At 69.7% G+C, this 22,546-nt stretch carries 19 protein-coding genes; 15 read left to right on the forward strand and 4 right to left on the reverse strand.

All coding sequences use genetic code 11. From position 1 onward, the window contains the following. Position 1: 1 nt before the first annotated feature. On the reverse strand, positions 2 to 1,066 hold the full coding sequence (locus E3T25_RS13595) for a LacI family DNA-binding transcriptional regulator (protein WP_104100058.1): 1,065 nt from the start codon (positions 1,064 to 1,066) through the stop codon (positions 2 to 4). A 707-nt stretch (positions 1,067 to 1,773) separates the two neighbouring features. On the opposite strand from E3T25_RS13595, the gene E3T25_RS13600 reads away from it, so the two are divergent. Next, positions 1,774 to 3,045, forward strand: coding sequence for a DUF222 domain-containing protein (locus tag E3T25_RS13600; protein WP_166786018.1), 1,272 nt, complete (start codon positions 1,774 to 1,776; stop codon positions 3,043 to 3,045). A 104-nt stretch (positions 3,046 to 3,149) separates the two neighbouring features. On the opposite strand, the gene E3T25_RS13605 is transcribed toward E3T25_RS13600, so the two are convergent. After that, positions 3,150 to 3,986, reverse strand: coding sequence for an SDR family NAD(P)-dependent oxidoreductase (locus tag E3T25_RS13605; RefSeq protein WP_104100056.1), 837 nt, complete (start codon positions 3,984 to 3,986; stop codon positions 3,150 to 3,152). 121 nt (positions 3,987 to 4,107) lie between these two features. On the opposite strand from E3T25_RS13605, the gene E3T25_RS13610 reads away from it, so the two are divergent. The 6 genes from E3T25_RS13610 (at position 4,108) to E3T25_RS13635 (ending at position 10,908) form a co-directional block, all read left to right on the forward strand. Then, positions 4,108 to 5,046, forward strand: a complete 939-nt coding sequence (locus tag E3T25_RS13610; RefSeq protein WP_134374866.1) for an ABC transporter ATP-binding protein — start codon at positions 4,108 to 4,110, stop codon at positions 5,044 to 5,046. 95 nt (positions 5,047 to 5,141) lie between these two features. Then, positions 5,142 to 6,200: an aliphatic sulfonate ABC transporter substrate-binding protein gene (locus E3T25_RS13615; RefSeq protein WP_134374826.1), complete on the forward strand. Its 1,059-nt coding sequence runs from the start codon at positions 5,142 to 5,144 to the stop codon at positions 6,198 to 6,200. A 118-nt stretch (positions 6,201 to 6,318) separates the two neighbouring features. Then, complete coding sequence (locus tag E3T25_RS13620; RefSeq protein WP_134374828.1) at positions 6,319 to 7,203, forward strand: ABC transporter permease; 885 nt, start codon at positions 6,319 to 6,321, stop codon at positions 7,201 to 7,203. Next, positions 7,194 to 9,281: an acetate--CoA ligase gene (gene acs, locus E3T25_RS13625; protein ID WP_241980888.1), complete on the forward strand. Its 2,088-nt coding sequence runs from the start codon at positions 7,194 to 7,196 to the stop codon at positions 9,279 to 9,281. The genes E3T25_RS13620 and acs overlap by 10 nt, the downstream gene beginning before the upstream one ends. 83 nt (positions 9,282 to 9,364) lie before the next feature. Next, on the forward strand, positions 9,365 to 9,934 hold the full coding sequence (locus E3T25_RS13630; protein ID WP_134374830.1) for a hypothetical protein: 570 nt from the start codon (positions 9,365 to 9,367) through the stop codon (positions 9,932 to 9,934). A gap of 167 nt (positions 9,935 to 10,101) precedes the next feature. After that, on the forward strand, positions 10,102 to 10,908 hold the full coding sequence (locus tag E3T25_RS13635) for a 2,3-bisphosphoglycerate-dependent phosphoglycerate mutase (protein ID WP_241980890.1): 807 nt from the start codon (positions 10,102 to 10,104) through the stop codon (positions 10,906 to 10,908). Positions 10,909 to 10,974: 66 nt separating this feature from the next. Here the strand turns inward: E3T25_RS13635 and E3T25_RS13640 are convergent, their stop codons facing one another. Continuing rightward, positions 10,975 to 12,141 carry a glycerate kinase gene (locus tag E3T25_RS13640; protein ID WP_134374834.1) on the reverse strand — a complete coding sequence of 389 codons (1,167 nt, stop codon included), beginning with the start codon at positions 12,139 to 12,141 and terminating at the stop codon, positions 10,975 to 10,977. A gap of 86 nt (positions 12,142 to 12,227) precedes the next feature. Here E3T25_RS13640 and E3T25_RS13645 point away from each other — a divergent pair, with 86 nt between their 5' ends. Together E3T25_RS13645 and E3T25_RS13650 are read left to right on the forward strand one after the other, a co-directional pair. Then, complete coding sequence (locus tag E3T25_RS13645; RefSeq protein ID WP_134374836.1) at positions 12,228 to 13,220, forward strand: LLM class F420-dependent oxidoreductase; 993 nt, start codon at positions 12,228 to 12,230, stop codon at positions 13,218 to 13,220. Positions 13,221 to 13,293: 73 nt separating this feature from the next. Beyond that, the gene (locus tag E3T25_RS13650; protein ID WP_134374838.1) at positions 13,294 to 14,532 is read left to right on the forward strand and encodes a methyltransferase; all 1,239 of its coding nucleotides are present in this window, start codon (positions 13,294 to 13,296) and stop codon (positions 14,530 to 14,532) included. 59 nt (positions 14,533 to 14,591) lie between these two features. Here E3T25_RS13650 and E3T25_RS13655 read toward each other — a convergent pair whose 3' ends face one another. Further along, positions 14,592 to 14,972, reverse strand: a complete 381-nt coding sequence (locus tag E3T25_RS13655) for a DUF1622 domain-containing protein (RefSeq protein ID WP_104100048.1) — start codon at positions 14,970 to 14,972, stop codon at positions 14,592 to 14,594. A 427-nt stretch (positions 14,973 to 15,399) separates the two neighbouring features. Between E3T25_RS13655 and E3T25_RS13660 the strand changes: the two genes are divergently transcribed. The 6 genes from E3T25_RS13660 (at position 15,400) to E3T25_RS13685 (ending at position 22,499) form a co-directional block, all read left to right on the forward strand. After that, positions 15,400 to 16,797 (forward strand): DUF6421 family protein, encoded by a 1,398-nt coding sequence (locus E3T25_RS13660; RefSeq protein ID WP_134374840.1) that lies wholly within the window; start codon positions 15,400 to 15,402, stop codon positions 16,795 to 16,797. Further along, entirely contained in the window at positions 16,790 to 17,461 is a 672-nt protein-coding gene (locus tag E3T25_RS13665) for an SDR family NAD(P)-dependent oxidoreductase (RefSeq protein WP_241980892.1), read from the forward strand. The genes E3T25_RS13660 and E3T25_RS13665 overlap by 8 nt, the downstream gene beginning before the upstream one ends. 58 nt (positions 17,462 to 17,519) lie before the next feature. Next, positions 17,520 to 18,404 (forward strand): ABC transporter ATP-binding protein, encoded by an 885-nt coding sequence (locus tag E3T25_RS13670; protein ID WP_104100103.1) that lies wholly within the window; start codon positions 17,520 to 17,522, stop codon positions 18,402 to 18,404. 5 nt (positions 18,405 to 18,409) lie between these two features. Then, positions 18,410 to 19,558: an ABC transporter permease gene (locus E3T25_RS13675; RefSeq protein ID WP_478213431.1), complete on the forward strand. Its 1,149-nt coding sequence runs from the start codon at positions 18,410 to 18,412 to the stop codon at positions 19,556 to 19,558. Positions 19,559 to 19,740: 182 nt separating this feature from the next. Continuing rightward, a complete protein-coding gene (locus tag E3T25_RS13680) occupies positions 19,741 to 20,811 on the forward strand; it encodes a threonine aldolase family protein (RefSeq protein ID WP_233191259.1) in 1,071 nt (356 codons plus the stop codon). Further along, positions 20,808 to 22,499 (forward strand): long-chain-fatty-acid--CoA ligase, encoded by a 1,692-nt coding sequence (locus tag E3T25_RS13685; protein WP_134374842.1) that lies wholly within the window; start codon positions 20,808 to 20,810, stop codon positions 22,497 to 22,499. Before E3T25_RS13680 ends, E3T25_RS13685 begins: the two co-directional genes overlap by 4 nt. Positions 22,500 to 22,546 lie beyond the last annotated feature (47 nt).

Here is a 22,546-nt window from a genome sequence, read left to right on the forward strand (position 1 = left end):
GTCAGTTCTTCCTCGGGCTCGGCCCGGATGCGGGTGAAACGGCTGCGGGTGAATCGGGCACTCCTGAGATGGGCGCCGAGGACGACGCCCGGATGATCAGTTCGCTGGGCAGCACCACCGACTCGGGGGTGCCTCCGCCAATGACCTCGAGCAGCATCTTCACGGCGATCCGGCCCATGTCCTCGACACTGTGCGAGATGACGCTGAGCGCCGGGTCGAGCAGGGCGAACCACTCGATGTCGTCGAACGCGATCAGAGCCACGTCCCGGCCGATACGCAGCCCGCGCTTGTGAAGAATGGCGATCGCGCCCACGGCCATCGGGCTGTCGGCGGCGAGCAGGGCGGTGGGCGGCTGGCGCAGTTCGAGCAGCGCGTGCACGCCGGCCGAGCCACTGGCGGCCTGGAAGTCGCCGAAGTAGACCAGGTCGGGGTCCTGGCTGAGGCCGAACTCGGCCACCGCGCGAGTGAAGGCGGCGAACCGGTCCCGGCCGGTCGAAATGGCCTGCGGGCCCGAGATGTAGCCGATGCGGGTGTGGCCGGCCGCGGCCAGGTGTGCAACAGCCTGGCGGATGCCGGTTTCGCTGTCCGTGGTCACGCTCGGCACATCGAGGCCGTCCACGGTGCGGTCCACGAAGACGGTCGGGATCTTGCGTTCGATCAGCGAACGGATGCTGCCGCTGCCGTCCCCGAGCGGTGCCACGACGATGCCGTCCACTCGCCTGGAGATCAGGGTGTCCAGGTACCGGTCCTGCTGTTCCTTGCGCTCATTCGCGTTGCCGAGCAGCGTGACATAGCCGGCAGCCAGGGCGGCCTGTTCGACCGTGTGGGCGAGGTCGGCGAAGAAGGGGTTGCGCACATCCGACACCAGCAGGCCGATGGACTCGGTGTGGGTGCTGCGCAGGGCGCGGGCCTGGGCGTTGGGCCGATAGTCGAGCTGGGCGGCCGCGGCGGCGACGCCGGCCCGAGCCGCGGGCGAGGTGGCCGGGCTGCCGGACAGGACCCGGGAGGCCGTGGCCACGGAGACGCCGGCCAGGGCGGCGACATCCTTGATCGTGATGGCAACCATCTCTCACCTCTTCGTGTTCGTGCGGGTATCAATGTAGTCGTGGAATCGTTTCCATGGAAACGATTTCATACTAGGTCCCCGCGAAGGCCGCTGTCAACGAGCCCGGAGGAACAGTGCAGCGAAGTAGCATGCCCGGTACGGCGCGAAGGAGACCATGGAGATTCAGCGAGATACCTACAGAGACGGCACCCTTCTGGGTCTGCTAGAACTCGGACGGATCCATCCGAAAGTCACAGACCTGCCGGTAGCGGACCTGTCGGCGGGGCGACCCGCGTCAGTCCTGGGCCTGGGCCTGTCTGCGCCTCGAAGTCGCGGCCCCGTCGGCGGTCAAGCCCGTCGAGAACCGGCGAGTCAGTCTTCAGGGCTCCCGTGCCACACCGCACCTCCCGGCACGCGTTCGGTAAAGCGGGCGCACGTGAGAGGCTCCGCCGTCGTCCCCAACCTGCGCCACGGCACCGAGCGTTGCTGCCGGTCAGGCCGCGGGCTCAGCGCTGACTCGGTGGCGCCGCGCGGCCAAACAGCCGGGCTGCTGAACAAAGATACGAAACTTTTATCCACAAAAGATGAGTGACACTCGACTACGTGTGCTCCTTAAGTTATCCGCATAACATGACGAACTCGCGGATGACCTCAGGCAGGCGGCCGACGCCGTCGCCCTGCTGGGCTCCTCGAGCGCCGACCTCGCGACTCTTCCCGACGCCGAGGCTTTGGCCGGCCAGAAGCGGATGGCCGGCGCGCGCCGTCTGCTCGACACCTATGCCGCGTTGATGGCCGCAACCATCGCCCGCCGGTCCCGCCCGGAACTCGGCCACTCGGGGCTGGCCGCGCAGCAGGGGTTCCTCTCGCCCGAGGCCCTGATCCAGAACTGGACCGGCTCATCCAACGGTGACGCGTACAAGCTCGTCGCGGTCGGCACGATGATGGCCGACACCGAGGCGGCCGACAAGCTGGTCGAAGAGGCACTCTCGACGCTCTCGACGCCCGACGCCGACGCCGATGCCGATGCTGTCGACGTCGCGGATGCTGTCGACGTCGCGGCGTTCACCGCGAAGGTGCCCTGGCAGGCGCCGATCGCCCGGGCCGTCACCGCCGGCACGCTCTCGGTTGACGCGGCCGAGGCGATCCGGGCCGGGCTCGGCCAGATCGACGCGGCAGTCACCGCGGAGAAGCTCCGGGTGGCCCTCGCGGCGCTCCTCACCGAGGCACCGTCACTGAATGCCGACGAGGTCTTCAAACGGGCCCGCCGGATGCGCGACCGGCTCGATCAGGCCGGCATCACCGCCCACGAGAAGCAGGCCCACGACGACCGCTACCTGAAGGTCTACCGGCTGAGCAATGACAACGTGCGCCTGAACGGGCTCTTCGCCCCCGAAGACGGCGAATTCGTGCTCTCCACCTTCGACTCCATCACCAGCCCCCGCCGCGGCGGAGTGCGCTTCGTCGACCCGGAACGCGCCGCCTGGGCCCAAAAAATGCAGGACGACCCGCGCAGCACCGAGCAGATCAACACGGACTCCCTCGTGCAGCTGCCGAAGGTCGCCGGCGAGGCCGACCCGGGCCGGGTCTTCGGCGGACGCCGCCCGGCGGTGCGCGTGATCGTGACCGAGAAGGCCCTCACAGCCGAACCCGCCGAGCCGGGTGCCGCCGAACCCGCCGCTCACGGGCAGATCCAAGGCAACCCGGTCCCCATCTCGCAGGAAACCATCGACCGGGTGCTCTGCGACGGCGGATGCCGGTGGGTCGACTGCGACAGATCACCAGCCTGGACCGAAGCCCACCACATCAACGACTGGCTCACCGACAGCGGAGACACCAACCTCGCCGAAGAAGTACTGCTCTGCCACCCGCACCATCTACTGCTGCACAACCAGCACTGGAAGATCACCCGCACCGGAACGCAACACTGGCTGCGGCCACCGGTGGAGAACGACCCGGAACAGACACTGATCGCACTGCCGAGCAAGCGGGTGGGGCTGTAGGGCGCGGCTCTCGTCCCGGGTCTTAACAGGCTCGACCAGCGTCGTGGGGGGCGGCGGCGGGGCGGGTCGCCGGGTCTCGACAGGCTCGACCACCGGGGCTCGGGTCAGGGGCGACCGGTGAATTTGTCCATGGAGCCGTAGACACCGAAGACCCGACCCGCGACGACGTCCCACAGGGGCAGCGGCAGCAGACCGCGGACCACCTTCGAGAGCACGACCGTCCACGGCATGGTGAGCATGGGCTTGCCCGCGAGCATCGCCTGCCAGACCCGTTCGACCACGTATTCCGGCGTCATCACCGGCGTCAGCAGCGGACCGCGGGCACCCTCGAACATCCCGGTCGAGATGTAGCTGGGGCAGACGGTCGTGACCTTCACGTGCCCGAACCGTTGCTGCTTGAGCTCCAGACGCAGCGAGTCGCCCCACCCGATCAGGGCCGCCTTCGACGCCGCATAGACGCTCATCCGAGGGTTCGAGAGCATCCCGGCCGCCGACGCGATGTTCACGATACGCGACGCACGACCGCGATTGGCCATCATCGCCGGGAGGAACTCCCGGGCGATGTACATCGGCGCGAGCGCGTTGATCTGCATGGTCGGCCGCGTGTCCGCGCCGTTGTCGTGCTCCCAGAAGAAGGCTCCGCGCACGATGCCGGCGTTGTTGATCACGATGTCCGGGTCGCCGACCTCCGTGCGCACCCGCTGGGCGGTCTGGGCGATCGCGCCGAGGTCGGCGATGTCCACGACATACGGGACAACGAGCGTGCCCTCGCCGGCCCGATCGCCGAGGATGCCGGCCGCACGGGTCAGCGCCCCGGCGTCCCGGTCCCAGAGGATCACGGCTTTCGCGCCCTCGGCGACGGCCCGCTCGGCATAGAGGCGGCCCATGCCGCTGGCGGCACCGGTAATGAGCACACGGGCTCCGGAAACGGTTCGAGTCATGGCCCCATCATCCCAAGAAGAAGCGCCGCGTGTTACGTCGGGTTGCGGCCGGCCCAGCAGCATCCGTCTGCCCTCGGCTAACGTCAAGCAACTCTTCCCCTCCCTCGACCGAAAGCCGCCCATGCCGCACCGCGCCGCACCACACGAGGCGTTCGCCGATCCGGCGTCCGTGCGCGGCGCGGCGTCCAGATCCACGGTCAGAACCACGGCCACGACCGGAAACTCGGCCTGCACAGTCGAGTTCGAGGCGATCGGCCGCACGTTCGCCCCCGCCACGACCCGCGGGGCCACCGCCCTACCCCCGGTGCTCCGCGAGGTTTCCCTCACGGTGCGGCCCGGCGAGGTGCTGGCGATTCTGGGCACGAGCGGATGCGGCAAGTCCACTCTGCTCCGCATCGCGGGCGGCCTCGACTCCCCGACCACCGGCCAGGTGAGAATCGACGGCTCGCCCGTCGCCGGCATCGACCCGCGCTGCGCGGTCGGATTTCAGGAGCCGCGCCTGCTGCCCTGGCGCACCGTCACCGAGAACGTCGCACTGGGACTGCCCCGCGGCACCCCGCGGGCCGCCGGCCGCGCCCGCGTCGCCGAACTGATCGAGCTGGTCGGTCTGGCCGCGTTCGCCGGCCACCGCCCCCAGGCCATCTCCGGCGGGATGGCGCAGCGTGCCTCCCTCGCCAGGGCGTTGGCCCGCAACCCGGGCGTTCTGCTGCTCGACGAACCGTTCGGCGCCCTCGACGCGCTCACCCGCCTGAAGATGCAGGACCTCCTGCTCGACGTGCACGCCCAGGCGCCGACGACGGTCCTCCTGGTCACGCACGACGTCGACGAGGCGCTGCAATTGGCCGACCGGATCATCCTGCTCGGCCGGCCCGACAACGACACCCGCGCCGGCGCGACCATCGTGCAGGAACTCACCGTTCCCGGGGCCCGCCCCCGCGACCGCGGCTCGGCGGAACTCGCCGAACTGCGCGGACGACTTCTCGCCGGGCTCGGCATCGACCGCCACGGCGAGGCACGCGGGCTCGCCGCGACCTCTACCATCCCGGCCTTCCCCTACTGACTTTTCTGCCTCACCACTTCACCACCGCACTGCTTTCACCACCGCTTTCCCACACCGGGTGCAGCATCCGCTGCCCAATCAACTGAGAGATCCCGATGACACAGCACCGCTCCACCACACGAATCGCACTCCTTGCCGTCGCAACCGCCGCCGCCCTGCTGCTCACCGGCTGCGTCGCGGGTGAAAACCAGCCGGTCGCCGAGCCGGCCGAGGCCGCTGAAGCGGGTAAGACCACCGTCACCACCGGCGGCACCCTCAACATCGACTTCGCCACCTACAACCCGCTCAGCCTGGTGATCAAGGACCAGGGCTGGCTCGAGGATGCCCTCAGCGACCAGGACATCGCCGTGAACTGGGTGCAGTCGGCCGGCTCCAACAAGGCCAACGAGGCACTGCGCGCCAATGCCATCGACGTGGGTTCCACCGCCGGCTCGGCCGCGCTGCTGTTCCGCTCGAACGGCTCGCCGATCCAGGTCATCGACATCTTCTCGCAGCCCGAGTGGGCGGCCCTCGTCGTTCCCGGCGACTCCGCGATCACCGACGTCGCCGATCTCAAGGGCAAGCAGATCGCCGCCACCAAGGGCACCGACCCCTACTTCTTCCTGCTCCAGTCTCTGGAGGAGGCCGGACTCACCCTCGACGACGTGACCGTGCAGAACCTGCAGCACGCCGACGGCTGGGCTGCCCTCCAGAACGGCTCGGTCGACGCCTGGGCCGGACTCGACCCGATCATGGCCGGTGCCGAGGCTGCCGGCGCGGAGCTGCTCTACCGCAACGTCGACTTCAACAGCTACGGGTTCCTCAACGCCACCGAAAGCTTCCTGACCGAGAAGCCCGATGTGGCCCAGACCGTCGTCGACGTCTATGAGCACGCCCGCGCCTGGGCGCTGGAGAACCCCAACCAGACCGCCGAGATCCTGGCCGGCGTCTCGGGCCTCGACCTCGCCGTGGCCACCACGGTGATCACCGAGCGTTCCAACCTCGACGTGGACAACGTGCCCGGCAAGGCCCAGCTCACGGTGCTGAAGAAGATCGGCCCGACCTTCGTCGCCGCCGGTGACGTGGCAGCGCAGAGCCAGATCGACGACGCCCTCGACACGATCGTCAACGACAGCTTCGCCACGAAGGCCGACCCGTCGGTCGTCACGAAGTAATCAGGAACCACCGTAGCGCCGTCCGGGGCGGGCAACCGCCCCGGACACCCGCACCACCAGCACCCCCTGCACCCAGCACCCCGGCCCCACCAGCGCCACCCACCGAGAGGACGCGACCATGACCGAGACTGTGCCCCGCACGCTGCCGCGCACGTCGGCCCGGACCGTGCCCGACGCCACCGCCGCCGCCGCATTCGCTGCATCCGCCCCCGCCGCCCGCACGGCGCGTGCCCCGCGCCGGCCGCTCGCCTCGCGCGGCTGGATCGCCCTCGGCGGCGGAGCGGTCCTGCCGGTCCTGATCCTCGCGGCCTGGCAGCTCACCACCGCGCTCGGCGTGTTCACGATGGCCCAACTGCCCTCCCCCGCGATGGTCTGGCAGGCCGGCGTCGACCTGTTCGCGAGCGGGCTGCTCGGCCAGTACGCGGCGATCTCCACCCAGCGAGTGCTCATCGGTTTCGCCGTCGGCGCCGCCCTGGGCATCGCCCTGGGCGCCCTAATCGGCCTGTCCCGGGCCGCCGACTTACTGTTCGCCCCTACCCTTGGCGCCATCCGGGCGGTGCCGTCGCTCGCCTGGGTTCCCCTGCTCATCCTCTGGCTGAAGATCGGCGAGGAGTCCAAGCTCACCCTGATCGCCATCGGCGCCTTCTTCCCCGTTTACACGACCGTGTCGGCGGCGCTGCGCCACGTCGACCGTCAGCTCGTGGAGGCGGGCCGCGCGTTCGGCCTGCGCAGGGCGCGCCTGTTCACGGCCGTGCAGCTGCCCGCGGTGATCCCCGCCGTGGTCTCCGGGCTGCGGCTGGCTCTGGCCCAGGCCTGGCTGTTCCTCGTGGCCGCCGAGCTGATCGCCTCCTCGATGGGGCTGGGCTTCCTGCTGATCGACTCCCAGAACAACGGCCGCATCGACCGCATCCTGCTCGCCATCATCCTGCTCGCCATCCTCGGCAAGCTGACGGATGCCGCCGTTGGCCTCTTCGAGCGCTGGGCGAACCGCAAATGGGCCTGACGCCGATGCCGGCCCCGTTCGATCCGGCGAGCGCCACCATCCGTAATCTCCTGACTGAAACCCGGCGCTACCCGGCCCCGGCCGCCTTCGCGGCGCAGGCCAACGTCGACGCCACCTGGTGGGACCGGGCCGCCGCCGATCCGATCGCGTTCTGGGCCGAGCAGGCCAACCGCCTCGACTGGGCCGAGCCGTGGCACACCGACCACACCTGGCAGCCGGCCAGGGCGGACGCCGACGGCGTGCTCTCCATTCCCCGCGCCGAGTGGTTCGCGGGCGGCAAGCTCAACGTGGCCGTCAACTGCGTCGACCGGCACGTGGCCGCCGGCAAGGGTGACAAGGTCGCCTTCTACTTCGAGGGAGAGCCCGGCGACCGCCGAACGATCACCTATGCCGAACTCGAACGCGCGGTGAACCGCGCCGCCAACACGCTTACCGACCTCGGCATCGTGCCGGGCGACCGGGTCGTGCTCTACCTGCCGGTGATCCTCGAAACCATCATCATCACCCTCGCCATCGCGCGCCTCGGCGCCGTGCACTCGCTCGTCTTCGGCGGCTTCTCCGCCGAGGCGCTGCGGTTCCGGGTCGAGGACACCGGCGCGAAGCTGCTCGTGACCACCGACGGCCAGTTCCGCCGGGGTCAGGCCGTGCCGGTCAAGGCCGCGGCCGACGAGGCCGTCGCGGGCGTGGACTCGATCGAGCACGTGCTCGTGGTGCGCCGCACCGGCGACCTGACCCCCGACATCCCCTTCACGCCGGGCCGGGATGTCTGGTGGCACGACAGCGTCGACCTCGCCTCCCCCGTGCACGAACCCGCGTACTTCGACGCGGAGACCCCGCTGTTCATCATCTACACCTCGGGCACGACGGGTACTCCGAAGGGGCTCGTGCACACCAGCGGCGGGTACCTCACGCACACCTCCTGGAGCCACTGGGCCGTCTTCGACGTCAAGGACGACGACGTGCACTGGTGCACGGCCGACCTGGCCTGGGTTACCGCTCACAGCTATGTGCACTACGGGCCGCTCTCCAACGGCACCACCTCGGTGATCTACGAGGGAACGCCGAACACCCCGCATCCGGGCCGGCACCTCGAGATCATCGAGCGCTACGGAGTGACCACCTATTACACGGCGCCAACACTCATCCGCACGTTGATGACGTGGTTCCCGGAAGGGCTGCCGAGCGAGTTCGACCTGTCCAGCATCCGTCTGCTCGGGTCGGTCGGCGAGGCCATCAACCCGGAGGCCTGGGTGTGGTTCCGCGAGAACATCGGCGCCGGCAGCGCCCCCATCGTGGACACCTGGTGGCAGTCTGAGACCGGCGCCGCCGTGATGGCGCCGCTACCGGGCGTCAGCACGCTCAAGCCCGGTTCGGCCCTGCGCGCCCTGCCGGGCCTGACGACCCACGTCGTCGACGACCACGGCCGGCCGGTGCCGTTCGGCTCCGGCGGCTACCTCGTGATCGAGGGCACCTGGCCAGGCATGGCCCGCACCGTCTGGGGCGACCCCGAGCGCTACCGCGACTCCTACTGGGCCCGGTTCGCGAAGCAGGGCTTCTTCTTCTCCGGCGACGGCGCGAAATACGACGACGACGGCGACATCTGGCTCCTCGGCCGCGTCGACGACGTCATCAACGTGTCCGGGCACCGCTTGTCGACGATCGAGATAGAGTCGGCGCTCGTCGCACATCCGCTGGTCGGCGAGGCCGGCGTCGTCGGCGTGACGGATGCGAGAACAGGCGAGGCCATCGCGGCCTTCGTGATCCCGGCCGCGGCACCGCGCGCCACCAGCGGTTCCGGCGAGCGCGGCAACCTGGGCGACCCCGCGGTCTGGCTGGCCGCCCGGGGCACCCTCGAGCCGCTGCTGCGCGCGCACGTCACGCAGGCCATCGGGGTCGTCGCCCGGCCGCAGGAGGTGTTCGTTGTGCCTGACCTGCCCAAGACCCGCTCGGGCAAGATCATGCGTCGCCTCCTCGGCGATATCGTGGCCGGTCGTGCGCTCGGCGACGTGACTGCGCTCCAGGACGACTCGGTTCCGGGCCGCATCGCCGTGATCGTGGCGGCCGCGCGGCAGCGCTGAGCGCACGGTTCCAGCGCCTACCCAGCGACGGGTGGAATCGTAGAGACCAACGCCCCAGACCACCCGAGCCAGAGGAGCACACCATGGGATTCTTCGACCGCCTCTTCGGAACCGAGCCCCAGCAGCCGGAACAGCAGCGACGCGCGGCCGCACCGCAGCGCACCGACGACGAGATCGCCGTCGATCGCTATCAGTACCTACTGCGCACGGCACCGCCCGAGACGATCGAGCAGGTGCACGCGGAGGCCTTCAGCAAACTGAACGATGAGCAACGCGACCTGCTGTTCCGCCAGCTGAGCGAGAACGCCAACGCCAGCGAGCGCCCGGCGAACGCCGAACCGGCAACACTGGCCCAGGCGGCCACCCGGGCGGAGCTGCGCCAGCCCGGCACCCTCACCCGCGCCTTCGGCAACCAGGGCCAGGGCGGGCCGAGCTTCGGCAGCATGGTCGGCAGCTCCCTGCTCGGCACCGTGGCGGGCTATGTCATCGCGTCGACGCTGATGAGCGCCTTCCTGCCCATGGACTCCGGCGGCGCGGATGCCTCGGGCGCCGACTCCGGTTCCGGCGACTCCGGCGGCGATTCCGGCGGCGACGCGGGTTCCGGCGGCGACTCCGGCAGCGGCGATTTCGGCGGCGGCGATTTCGGCTTCTGAGCCCACCCCCTTCCGCGAGAGTCGCTCCCGCTCAACCCGGCCACTCCCCGCCGGGCGGTGGTCGCTGCGGGGCTGTAGCCTGAGAATTCGCGGCGGAAGATCCGCGACGGCTGAGGCATCCGCCGGCTGAGACTCGAACAGGGCTGGTCACCGTGCGTGAAACGGGGGTGTTAATCGTGCTGCGGCACGGCCAGAGCACCGCGAACGCCGCCGGGCTGTTCACGGGCGTGCTGGATGCGCCGCTGTCGGATCAGGGGATCCGCGAGGCCCACACGGCCACCGTCCTCCTCAACCTTGCGCTGCCGGGCGAACGGCCACCGACCACCGGCACCGGCTCTCCGGCCATGACCACGGCACCGGAACCCGCTGCAGCACCTGTCACCCTGTTCACCTCGACGCTGACGCGCGCCCGGCAGACCGCCGCGATCGTCGCCGCCGGTCTGGCCCACCCGCCGGTCGGCTGCGACGCCGACTGGCGACTGAACGAACGCAATTACGGCGCGCTGACCGGCCGTTCCAAAGACGATGTGCGCGCCGAGTTCGGCGAGGAACAGTTCGTGGCCTGGCGCCGCTCGGTCGCCGAGGCCCCGCCCGCCATGGGCGACCTGCTCTACGACGAGTTCGCCGGCACCGCCCTGTTCCGCGCGCTGCCGGCGGCCGCACTGAACCGCACCGAGGCGCTCAGCGACGTCATCACCCGAGTGGATGCCTTCCTCACCGAGCGCGTCGACCCGCTTCTCGCCCGCGGCGAGACCGTGCTCGTGGTGGCCCACGGCAACTCCCTGCGGGCTCTGTGCGCGGTGATCGACGGCCTGTCCGACGGGCAGATCCGCGAGCTGAACCTGCCCACCGGACAGCCGTTGGTCTACCGTTTCGACGCCCGGGGGCGTCCCGTGCCGTTCGGCGGCCGCTACCTCGACTCCGTCACCGCGCTGGCGGCCGCCCTCACCCTCGCGAATGAGGGCGGTACCTGACGATCTCGAGCGTGTGATCTCGGGTGTGTGATCTCGAGCCGTCCGTGACGTTCCGGCTCCCGTCGCCTAGCTTGTCTGCGCCCCGCGGGCCGCCCCGGCCGACAGCCCGAGGGCGAGGATACGGCACACCGTGGCGGCGGCCCGTTCGAGGTTCGCCGGACCATCCGTCAGTGCCTGCGGGAGGTCGCTGACCTCCTGAACGATCGGCACCAGCGCGGCGAAGCCCTGGTCATAGAGCACCTCGGACCCGGGTCCTACCCGGCCCGCGAACGCGATCACGGGCACACCGTTGCGCGCGGCAGCCTCGGCCACGCCGAGCGGGGTCTTGCCGTGCAGGGTCTGCCCGTCGATGCTGCCCTCGCCGGTGAAAACGAAGTCGGCCCCGCTCAGGCGACGCTCGAGGAGGGCGGCCTCCATCACCACCTCGACGCCCCGCCGCATGCGGGAGTCGAAGCAGGCGAGGAAGGCCGCGCCGAGCCCGCCGGCCGCGCCGGCGCCGGGCAGCTCCGCCACGGAACGCCCGGAATCCGCGGTCAGCACCCGCGCGAAGACCGTGAGGGCCTCCTCGAGGTCCTGCACGGCCTGCGGATCGGCGCCTTTCTGCGGGCCGAAGACGGCGGTGGTGCCGCCCGGACCGAGCAGCGGATTGGCGACATCGCTCGCGATCTCGAACGACGCGGACCGCGCCCGCGGGTCGAATCCTTCCAGGTCGATCCGGCAGAGCCGCGCAAGCGCCGCTCCCCCGCAGTCCAGGTCACGTTCGGCGGAATCGAACAGACGAGCGCCGAGGGCGTGAAGCATGCCAGCCCCTCCGTCGTTGGTCACCGAGCCGCCCAGCCCGATCACGAACCGGCTCGCACCGCGGTCCAGCGCGTCGGTGATGAGCTGCCCGACGCCGTACGTGCTGGCGGTGCGTGCGTCCCGGTCGGCTGCGGCGACGAGATGGATGCCGGCCGACGCCGCAACCTCGATGATCGCCAGCTGCTCGGCGGCCACATAGCCGTAGGCGGCCAGCACCGGGCGTCCGCGGGCATCCTGAACCTCGGTCTCCACGATCTCACCGCCACAGGCGGCAACCATCGCGTTCACGGTGCCCTCGCCGCCGTCGGCCATCGGCACCCGCACGCACTCGGCGCCGGGGAAGACGGAACGGATGCCGCGCTCCAGGGCCGTGGCGGCCTCGACGGCCGACATGGATTCCTTGAACGAGTCGGGGGCCAGAACGAACTTCATGGTGTTGATCTTCCCGGTCCCGGGCACCAGCTGCAACTGCAGGGCGCAGGACGCGGCATCCGCTACCCCCGCGTAGGCTCGAAACCATGCGATTCGGACTCTTCATACCTCAGGGCTGGCGTCACGACCTGGTCGACATCGATCCCGTCGAACAGTGGGCGACCATGAGCGGCCTCGCCGCGCACGCCGACGCCGGCGAGTGGGAGTCGATCTGGGTGTACGACCACTTCCACACCGTGCCGGTGCCGAGCGAGGAGGCCACCCACGAAGCCTGGACGCTGATGAGCGCGTTCGCCGCCACCACGACACGGGTGCGCCTCGGCCAGATGTGCACCTGCATCAGCTACCGCAACCCGGCCTACCTCGCGAAGGTCGCCTCGACCATCGACATCATCTCCGGCGGACGCGTCGAGATGGGCATCGGCGCCGGCTGGTACGAGCACGAATGGCGCGCTTACGGCTATGGCTTCCCGCGCGCCGGCGAGCGCCTCGCACGCCTCGACGAGGGCGTGCAGATCATGCGCCAGGCCTGGGCCACCGGTAAGGCCACCCTCGACGGACAGCACTACCAGGTGGACGGCGCCATCGTGCGGCCGCTACCACTGCAGGACGGAGGCATCCCGGTCTGGATCGCCGGCGGCGGCGAGAAGGTCACCCTCAAGATCGCGGCGAAGTACGCGAACTACACGAACTTCGACGGCTCCCCCGAGGGCTTCTCGCACAAGAGCGAGTTGCTCGAGGCGCACTGCATGGCGGAAGGCACCGATTTCGGCGCGATCACCCGCTCGGCGAACTACAACACCGTGATCGCGGCGACGGAGGCCGAGGTCGCCGACCGTCTCGACGCCATCGAGGCCCGGGTCACCCCCTACCTCGGTTCGGAGGGCGCGGCGGCATTCATGGCCGAGTACCGCAGCGGCGAGGCGCAGTGCGTCGGCACACCGGAACAGGTCGTCGAGCGCCTGAACGGCATGAAGGCACGCGGCCTCGGCTACGCCATCCACTACTTCCCGGAGGCCGCCTACGACCGCTCGGGTCTGGAACTCTTCGAATGCGAGGTCATGCCCGCGCTGCGTTGATCGGGCCGCACCCCGTGCTCTTCCGCCGGCCCCGGCACGCCCACCCCACCCCACCCGCGCAAAGATGGAACCCATGACCAGCACGAACACGGCGACCGGGCCCGCCCGCATCACCTGGGCGGAGGCCGGGCGGACTCGGTCGGCCCTCTGGCACTCGGAGAGCGGTTGGGCGCCGCCGGAACGCGTCGTCATCGCCGACGACACGATGACCGCGGATGCCGCCTACCGCCACGCGAAGGCTGGCACCGGCATGCTCTGGCGCGGCGACTTCCTGGGCGCCCGCCAGTTGCTCAGCGCCCTCGCCCGCCGCATCGACCACGGCCGGCACGCGCCCACCACCGACCTGGCCGCCGCTTTCCGGCACTACCGCTCCGAGGCGCTGCGCCGCTCCCGGCTGCTCGGCCTGGTGTTCGTGCCGCTCGACGCCGACTACACCATTCCGCTCCGCCGCGCGCCCGACGTGCGCCAGGCCTGCACCGAGACCTACGGCCCGGCGACGGATGCCTCGGTCACCGCCCTGCGCGAGCTCCTCGGCGTCATCGGGGCGCACGAGTGGCGCACGACCGGGGTCGATGTACCCGCGCTCGGCGCCCGCATCCACCCGCACTACGGGGTGTTCTCGCCCGTGCGCGGCGAATACCTCGACCTGGTGAACACGGCCCCGCTGCCGGCAGCCTGGGCCGGAGGTTCTGCGGCTGAGGCCGGCTCGATCGCCGGGACCGCCACCGCGTTCGACATCGGCACGGGCACCGGGGTGCTCGCTGCGGTGCTGGCGCGACGCGGCATCCGTCACGTGGTCGGCACCGACCAGGAGCCACGGGCGCTGACCTGCGCGCGCGCGAACATCGGGCGGCTCGGGCTGGCCGGTGCGGTCGAGATCATCAAGGCCGATCTGTTCCCCGCCGGCCGCGCCGACCTCGTGGTCTGCAACCCGCCGTGGATTCCCGCGTCCGCCGTCACCGCCACCGACTTCGCCGTCTACGACCCCGGCAGCCGGATGTTGCGGGGCTTCCTGGCCGGGTTGGCCGACCACCTCCAGGCGGCCGGGGAGGGCTGGCTCGTGCTCTCCGACATCGCCGAGCACCTCGGGTTGCGCTCCCGCGGCGAACTCCTCGACCTGATCGAGGACGCGGGCCTCGAGGTCGTCGCCCGCCTGGACGCCAAACCCGTGCACGGCCGCGCCGCCGACGCGTCCGATCCCCTGCACGCCGCCCGGTCGAAGGAAGTGACGTCGCTCTGGCGGTTGCGGGCCGTCTCTCCGCCGGCCCAGTCGACTGCCGATGCCCCCGACGCGCCTGACGCTGTTCGGTGAACCGTCAGGTTTGAAGAGTGCGCGGCGGCGCCCGCCCCTCGAACGTGTCGTTTCGAGCGCTACTTGAGGTTCGGCGTGCCGCCCTTGTTCGCGGCGAGGCGCCAGCGGGACCAGGGCCAGATGCCGTCCATCTCCACCTCAAGCGAGAAGCTGAGCAGCACCCGGATCACCACGATCGCGCCGAGCACCAGCACGCTCTGCGGGGTCGGATCCACCAGGATCGTGCGGATGATATCGGCGATGATCAGCACTTCGAGCCCGAGCAGGATGGCCCGGCCCAGATTGCGGCGCAACTTCTCATAGGCCCGCTGCCGGGTGTCGGCCCGCAGCGCGGTCGGCACCGCAGCGATCATCGCGGCCGCGCCGCCGAGCACCATGATGGCTGCACCGGCCGCCTCGACGATCCGCACGACCGCCGAGATCACCTCGTCAAAGTTCATCGGCGGCGCTCCTCGCTGCATGGTCGCTGCATGGTCGCCTCGACGATAGCGCAGGCCACCCCCGCGGTCGAGCCATCCGGTGGTCCAGCCTGTCGAGACCCGGGCAGCCGGTTCTCGTGCACCGCCCTCTCGCGCCGCTGAGACCGAAAGCGCCGTGTGCGCCCACAATCACCGCCGGAAGGGCGGCACTCGGCACAATGCGCGATTCTCGGAGAATGACCGGAACAACGCACACTTTCAACCGGAACGGGGGCTTTCGACGACCGGAGGGTCGGAACACGGCGATTCGTTGCGAGATATGGCAAGAAAACGCCCGCACCCTCCCGCTACTCTGGACCGTGGCGCCAAATGGCACCACCGGCACCACCCAGCACTACCACGAACGACCCCGCCGCGACCGCGGCACTCACGAAGAACGGAGGTTCCCATGTCGAATTACGTTGCGCACGATGCACTGGTCGGTGAGCCCGAGGTTCTCGAGGATGCCGTCACCGCCGCCAACCCGGCCACAAGCCCGGCCTGGCTCCGGCTCAAGTCCGCGGCCACCTCGCTTCAGGCCAGCCAGGCGCAGGACGGCTCCATCCCCGTCGCCGCCGACCACGCGGATGCCGCGGCGCACGTCGGCGTGATCGCCGCCGCCATCGACGAGCTCGCCCCGCTGTTCCCGCACGACGCCGCCTACCTCGCGGCCGTGACCCGGGACTTCACCCGCTGGAGCACCGAGGGCTTCAGCGTGCCGGACTTCTTCGACTCCCTGATGGCGTTCCAGCCGCAGCAGCAGCGGGCCGACGGCATCCGTCACCTGGTCGTGTTCCCGATGTACACGCAGAACGGCAGCGCGAACCGCTTTGTCGAGGCCGTGCTGATCGAGGTGATCTGGCCGGAATTCATCGACGAGCTCGAGCAGGAGTACACGAACGAGCTGTTCATGCCGATCCGTTTCCTCGATTTCACGCCCGGCTACGACACCAACTCGGCCGTTTTATTCCCCGAGACCGTCGCCATGCGCCAGATCCCCTCCTTCACCTGGGGTGCGATCTTCGCCGACCGCGAAGCTGCCCGGTTCCGCCGGGTCGTGCGCGCGGCCGCCGAGATCACGCGTCTCGAACTGCCTGCCGATGCGGCGGCGCTGCTCGACGACCAGCACCTGACCGAGGAAACCTTCGTCATGTGGGACCTCATCCACGACCGCACGCACATGCGCGGCGACCTCCCATTCGACCCGTTCATGATCAAGCAGCGGATGCCGTTCTTCCTCTACTCCCTGGAGGAACTGCGCTGCGACCTGACCGCGTTCCGCGAATCGGTCACGATCGAACGCGACGAGAACGCCAGCCCGGAAGCACGCCGGCACGCGAAACTCGTGCAGTACGCCGTGATCTTCGACCGGATCTTCCGATTCTCGATCAGCGGCACCCGGGTGCGGAACTACGACGGGCTGGGCGGGCAGCTGCTCTTCGCGTGGATGCACCAGCACCACGTGCTGCACTGGACCGACACCCGGCTCACCTTCGACTGGGAAGCCGTGCCCGACGTGGTCATCGCGCTGGGCAAGCGAATCGACGACCTCTACTGGGCGTCGATCGACCGGCCGAAGAAGGCCCACTGGCTGGCCGCCTACGACATGATCGCGGAGACGCTCACGCCGAACCCGGCGTCGCAGTGGGCTCGCGGTCTGCCGCTGGACGTGCTTGCTGGCGCACCGAAGGGCTACACCGACCTTGTTCTGGACGACGAGTTCCCGCTGTCGATGTTCTTCGAGGCGCTCGACAAGAAGATGAAGCCCGTGATCGAGTCGACGGCCGGGCTCACCGGGCGTGACTGACACCGCAGGCAGGGCCGTCGCTGGTCGCACCGTGCTCATCGCCGGTGCGACCAGCGCGGCCGGCCGCGCCGTGGCCACCGCGCTGACGGATGCCGGCGCGCACGTGATCGCGGTCGGCACCAACGCCGAGCGCCTGCACGGCTTCCGCGCCGAGGTTCCCGGTGCCGCAACCTATGTCTGCGACCTCGGCGACTTCGCCCAGGTCACGGCCCTGGCCGACGCCGTGCACGGCGAGCACGGTCCGATCGACGGCCTGATCCACCTGGTCGGCGGCTGGCGCGGCGGCGGCGGACTGGCCGGCCAGTCCGACGGGGACTGGGATTTCCTGCACGCGCACGTCGTCGCCACGCTGCGCAACACCACCCGCGCGTTCAACGACGACCTGCTGGCCTCGCCGGCCGGGCGCCTGGCGATCGTGTCGTCGGTGTCGGTCGACAAGCCGGCCCCGGGCGGCGCGAACTACGCCGCCGCGAAGGCCGCCGCCGAGACCTGGACCCGCGCGGTCGGTCAGGGCTTCGCGAAAGCAGGCGCGGATGCCGCGGCGGTCATCTTCGTCGTGCGTGCCCTCGCCGGGCTGGAAACCGAACTTGCGACCGCGGTGGTCGGCCTGTGGGACGCGTCGGCGGCATCCGTCAACACTTCTCGCGTGCTTTTGGCCCCCTGAACCCGACGTCGGCACCCCGCGGCGCGCTAGCGTGGAACCAGGCTACAGAGGGGCAGGCATGCTCGACATCAGGACCATAAACAAGCGTTATGGCACCCGGCAGGTGCTGACCGACGTGAGTTTCGGCGTCGAGAGCGGACGCCTGACCGGCTTCGTCGGTGCGAACGGCGCCGGCAAGACAACCACCATGCGGATCATCCTGGGGGTGCTGTCGGCCGACTCCGGCACCGTGCTGCAAGACGGCGTTCCGCTGACCAGCGACGACCGCCGCCGCTTCGGCTACATGCCGGAGGAGCGCGGCCTCTACCCGAAGATGAAGGTGGGCGAGCATCTCGTCTACCTGGCCCGCCTGCACGGGTTGGGCCCGGCATCCGCCCGCCGCAACACCGCCGAGTTGCTCGACCGGCTCGGCCTCGGCGAGCGGGCCGGTGACCTGGTGCAGTCTCTCTCGCTCGGCAACCAGCAGCGCGCCCAGATCGCGGCCGCGCTCGTGCACGACCCGGAGTTCCTCGTGCTCGACGAGCCGTTCTCCGGCCTTGACCCGCTCGCGGTGGAAGTGGTCATGAGCGTGCTCTCCGGCTTCGCCGCCCAGGGCGCGCCGGTGCTGTTCTCCTCGCACCAGCTCGACATCGTCGAGCGCCTCTGCGACGACGTCGTCATCATCGCCGACGGCGAGATCCGGGCCAACGGCCCCCGAGAGCGGCTGCGCGAGCAGCACAGCAGCCCCCGGTTCGAATTGCGCACCGCGGCCGACGCTGAGTGGATCCACACCGTGCCCGGCATCTCCGTGCTCGACCTCTCCGGGGGTGTCGCCGTGTTCGAAGCCGAAACGGATGCCGCCAGCCAGTCCGTTCTGCGCCAGGCCCTCACCCGGGCCCCGGTGACACAGTTCAGCCAGCAGCGGCCCAGCCTCGCCACCATCTTCAAGGAGATCGTGCAGTGAGCACCATCCGGAACGACCGCGCCGGCACGCCACACATCAGACGCCCGCAGGTTCGCCCCCGGTATCCGGCGCCGAGCTTCGCCCGGAGTGTGTGGCTTGTCGCGACCCGCGAGATCATGGCCCGGCTGCGCAGCAAGGCCTTCCTGATCTCAACCGGCATCCTGCTGCTCATCTCGGTCGGTTCCGTCGTCGCCGGCAGCATTGCGAGTCAGAACCTGACCATGCCGAAGGTGGCCGTCGTGGGGTCCGCCGCTCAGGTCGTCGAGCAGACCGAGTCGTTCACGATGGTGAAGGCCGATGACGTCGGCGCTGCCGAGTCCCTGGTGCGGGACGGCACCGTCTCCGCGGCGGTCGTTCCGTCCACCCGGGCGGATGCCCTGCTCGGCGTGCGCGTCATCGCCCTCGACTCCCCGCCGGTGGGTGTGCTCGCGGCCCTGAGCGTCACCCCCGCGGTGAGCCTGCTCGAGCCGACATCGCGGCAGAGCGGTGGCCTCGTCTACCTCGTCTCCCTGGGCTTCGGGCTGGTCTTCTTCATGTCGGCGATCACGTTCGGCTCGACCATCGCGCAGAGCGTCGTCGAGGAGAAGCAGACCCGGGTCGTCGAGATCCTGATGACCACCATCCCGGTGCGCGCCCTGCTCGGCGGCAAGGTGGTGGGCAACAGCATCATGGCCTTCGGGCAGATCGTGGCGATCGGCCTGCTGGTGGCGATCGGCATGGCCACGACCGGCCAGTTCGGGTTGCTGGGCACCGTGGGGCCGTCGATCGTCTGGTTCGCCGTGTTCTTCGCGTTCGGCTTCGTCATGCTTGCGGCGCTGTTCGCCGCGACCGCGTCGATGGTCTCCCGCCAGGAAGACGTGGGCTCGGCCACCTCGCCCGTGCTGTTCCTCGTGATGATTCCCTATTTTCTGGTGATCTTTTTCAACGACAACCCCACCGTGCTCGCCGTCATGTCCTACATCCCGTTCTCGGCCCCGGTCGGCATGCCGATGCGCATCTTCCTCGGCACGGCCGCCTGGTGGGAGCCGCTGCTCTCGCTGGCCATCCTGCTCGCCTCGACGGCCGTGGTCATCCTGCTGGGCTCCCGCATCTACTCGAACTCCCTGCTGCGGATGGGCGCCCGCGTTACGTTGCGCCAGGCCCTGCGCGGCTGACCTGCCGCCCCGCCAGCCCGATCCCGGCCCCGAACCTGAACCCTGCCCCGAACCAATTCGACGGTGATTTTGCTCCCACGGGCCGGTTTCGACCCGAAATCGCCGTTTCAACGCAAAATCTCCGTCGAATTCGCACACCGAGCGCACAGAAGCGGAGCAGACGGATGCGCGAAGATGGAGGGGTGACTCAACTCCATGACCTTTCTTCGCGCGGGTTCGCATCCGACAACTACTCCGGGGTGCACCCCGAGATTCTCGAGGCGATCGTCGCCGCCAACGGCGCGCACCAGATCGCCTACGGCGAAGACGTCTACACTGCCCGGCTGCAGCAGGTCTTCACCGAACACTTCGGCGCGGGCGTCGAAGCCTTCCCGGTCTTCAACGGCACCGGCGCCAATGTGATCGGCCTGCAGTCGATGCTGCCGCGCTGGGGCGCCGTGATCTGCGCATCCACCGCTCATATCAACACGGATGAGGCGGGCGCCCCCGAAAAGGTGGCCGGCATCAAGCTCCTCACCGTCGACACCCCCGACGGCAAACTCACCCCCGCACTGATCGACCAGCAGGCCTGGGGCTGGGGCGACGAACACCGCGCCCAACCGCTCGTGGTGTCGATCACCCAGACCACCGAGCTCGGCACCGCGTACACGGTCGACGAGGTGCGGGCCATCGCCGACCACGCACACGCCCACGGCATGAAGCTGCACATGGACGGCGCCCGCCTGTCCAACGCCGCCACCTCGCTGGGCCTGCCATTCCGCACCTTCACCCGTGACGCCGGCGTCGACGTGCTCAGCTTCGGCGGCACCAAGAACGGCATGATGTACGGCGAGTGCGTCGTGGTCCTGAACCCTGAGGCATCCGCGGGCCTGCTCTACCTGCGCAAACTGAACATGCAGCTGGCCTCGAAGATGCGCTTCATCTCGGCCCAGCTGATCGCGCTGCTCGGCGGCGACCTCTGGCAGCGAAACGCCGGCCACGCCAACGCCATGGCCACACGGATGCGCCACGCCCTCGAGACCGGTATCGCCGCCGGCGAGATCGAGGGCTTGTCCTTCACCCAGAACACTCAGGCCAACGCGATCTTCGCGATCCTGCCCCCCGGCGTGGCCGATCGCCTGCGCGGGCACTTCCGGTTCTACGATTGGGACCCCGCGACCAACGAGGTGCGCTGGATGTGCGGCTTCGACACCGAGGAGGCCGACATCGACGCATTCGTCGCGGCCCTGATCAGAGAACTGGCCGCCCGATGAACGTCTTCGAGAATAAACCCTGGCTCGGCTCCTACGCCCCCGGCGTTCCGAGTACCATCCAGGAACCGACCGACACGCTCTCCGACATGATCGAGACCTCGGCGCGCCGGTTCGGCCCCAGCGTGGCCCTCGATTTCTTCGGCGCCACCACCACCTACGCCGAGCTCGGCGAGCAGATCTCTCGGGCCGCAAACGGCCTCCTGCGCCTCGGCGTCAAACCCGGCGACCGGGTGGCCCTTGTGCTGCCGAACTGCCCTCAGCACGTGGTGGCTTTCTACGCCGTGCTACGCCTGGGCGCGATCGTCGTCGAGCACAACCCGCTCTACACCGAACGCGAACTCCGACACCAGTTCGAAGACCACGGCGCCCGCGTCGCCATCGTTTGGGACAAGATCTACCAGACCGTCACCGATTTCCCCGCCGACCTCGGCCTGCGCACCGTGATCGCGGTGAACCTGACGGAAGCGATGCCGCTCGCCAAGCGGCTCCTGCTCAAGCTGCCGATCGCTAAAGCCCGCGAGTCGCGAGACGCCCTGACCTCGGGCCCGCTGGGCAAGGATGCCTTCACCTGGTCCGGCATCGTCGGCTCACGCAAGCTGCGCCCCGGCCACCCGCGCCCGAAGGTCACCGACACCGCCGCGCTCCAATACACCAGCGGCACCACCGGCACCCCGAAGGGTGCCATCCTCAGCCACTTCAACCTGCGCTCGAACGCCCTGCAGGGCGAGGCCTGGGTGCAGGGGCTGCGCCCTGGCGAGGAGGTCTTCTACGCGGTCCTGCCCATGTTCCACGCCTACGGCCTGACCCTCTGTCTGACGTTCGCGATGGCCACCGGCGCCCGGCTCGTGCTGTTCCCCAAGTTCGACGAGGGACTGCTGCTCGATGCGGCCCGGCGCACCCCACCCACATTCATGCCGGCCGTCCCGCCGATCTACGACCGGCTCGTGAAGGCCGCGACGGCGAAAAATGTAAGCCTGCGCAGCATCCGTTACGCCATCTCGGGCGCGATGAGCCTGCCGGTGTCGATCGTGGAACGCTGGGAGGCCGCCACCGGCGGGCTGTTGGTCGAGGGCTACGGCATGACCGAGGCCTCGCCGATCGCCGTCGGCAACCCGATGGGCCCGAGCCGGCGCCCCGGCACGGTGGGCGTGCCGTTCCCGAGCACCGAGATCCGCGTGGTGGACCCGGACGACCCGACCGTGAACCGCGGGATCGAAGAGGAAGGTGAGCTACTCATCCGTGGCCCACAGGTCTCTTCCGGCTACTGGGACCAGCCGACCGAGACCGCCAAGACGCTTCTCGACGGAGGCTGGCTGCGCACCGGCGACATCGTCCGCGTCTCCTCCGACGGCTTCGTCACGGTCGTCGACCGTATCAAAGAACTCATCATCACCGGCGGCTTCAATGTGGCGCCCTCCGAGGTCGAGGCCGCTCTTTTGTCGCATCCGGATGTCGCCGACGCCGCCGTCGTCGGGCTGCCGAGCGCGAACGGCGGCGAAGACGTCGCCGCCGCCGTCGTGTTGGCGGCGGGGGCGACCCTCGACGTCGACGCCATCCGCACGTATTGCCGCACCCGGCTCTCCGCCTACAAGGTGCCCCGCACCGTCGTGGAGGTCGACGAGCTGCCCCGGTCGCTGATCGGCAAGGTGCTGCGCCGCGAGGTGCGAGCCGGCTTGATCAAGGAGTAGCCGCGAGAGCGGGTAGAGCGTCGGTTTCGACGCCGCATTCCGACGCT

The sequence above is a fragment of the Cryobacterium sandaracinum genome, from assembly GCF_004403415.1.
GTDB lineage: Bacteria > Actinomycetota > Actinomycetes > Actinomycetales > Microbacteriaceae > Cryobacterium > Cryobacterium sandaracinum.

Bases quoted from the DNA above. Each gene is read 5' to 3' on its own strand.
- E3T25_RS13670 (WP_104100103.1), top strand. From the start codon at position 17,520: ATGCTCGACATCAGGACCATAAACAAGCGTTATGGCACCCGGCAGGTG.
- E3T25_RS13605 (WP_104100056.1), bottom strand. From the start codon at position 3,986: ATGACTCGAACCGTTTCCGGAGCCCGTGTGCTCATTACCGGTGCCGCC.
- E3T25_RS13610 (WP_134374866.1), top strand. From the start codon at position 4,108: ATGCCGCACCGCGCCGCACCACACGAGGCGTTCGCCGATCCGGCGTCC.
- E3T25_RS13640 (WP_134374834.1), bottom strand. From the start codon at position 12,141: ATGAAGTTCGTTCTGGCCCCCGACTCGTTCAAGGAATCCATGTCGGCC.
- acs (WP_241980888.1), top strand. From the start codon at position 7,194: ATGGGCCTGACGCCGATGCCGGCCCCGTTCGATCCGGCGAGCGCCACC.
- E3T25_RS13615 (WP_134374826.1), top strand. From the start codon at position 5,142: ATGACACAGCACCGCTCCACCACACGAATCGCACTCCTTGCCGTCGCA.
- E3T25_RS13595 (WP_104100058.1), bottom strand. From the start codon at position 1,066: ATGGTTGCCATCACGATCAAGGATGTCGCCGCCCTGGCCGGCGTCTCC.
- E3T25_RS13685 (WP_134374842.1), top strand. From the start codon at position 20,808: ATGAACGTCTTCGAGAATAAACCCTGGCTCGGCTCCTACGCCCCCGGC.
- E3T25_RS13655 (WP_104100048.1), bottom strand. From the start codon at position 14,972: ATGAACTTTGACGAGGTGATCTCGGCGGTCGTGCGGATCGTCGAGGCG.
- E3T25_RS13650 (WP_134374838.1), top strand. From the start codon at position 13,294: ATGACCAGCACGAACACGGCGACCGGGCCCGCCCGCATCACCTGGGCG.
- E3T25_RS13645 (WP_134374836.1), top strand. From the start codon at position 12,228: ATGCGATTCGGACTCTTCATACCTCAGGGCTGGCGTCACGACCTGGTC.
- E3T25_RS13620 (WP_134374828.1), top strand. From the start codon at position 6,319: ATGACCGAGACTGTGCCCCGCACGCTGCCGCGCACGTCGGCCCGGACC.
- E3T25_RS13630 (WP_134374830.1), top strand. From the start codon at position 9,365: ATGGGATTCTTCGACCGCCTCTTCGGAACCGAGCCCCAGCAGCCGGAA.
- E3T25_RS13660 (WP_134374840.1), top strand. From the start codon at position 15,400: ATGTCGAATTACGTTGCGCACGATGCACTGGTCGGTGAGCCCGAGGTT.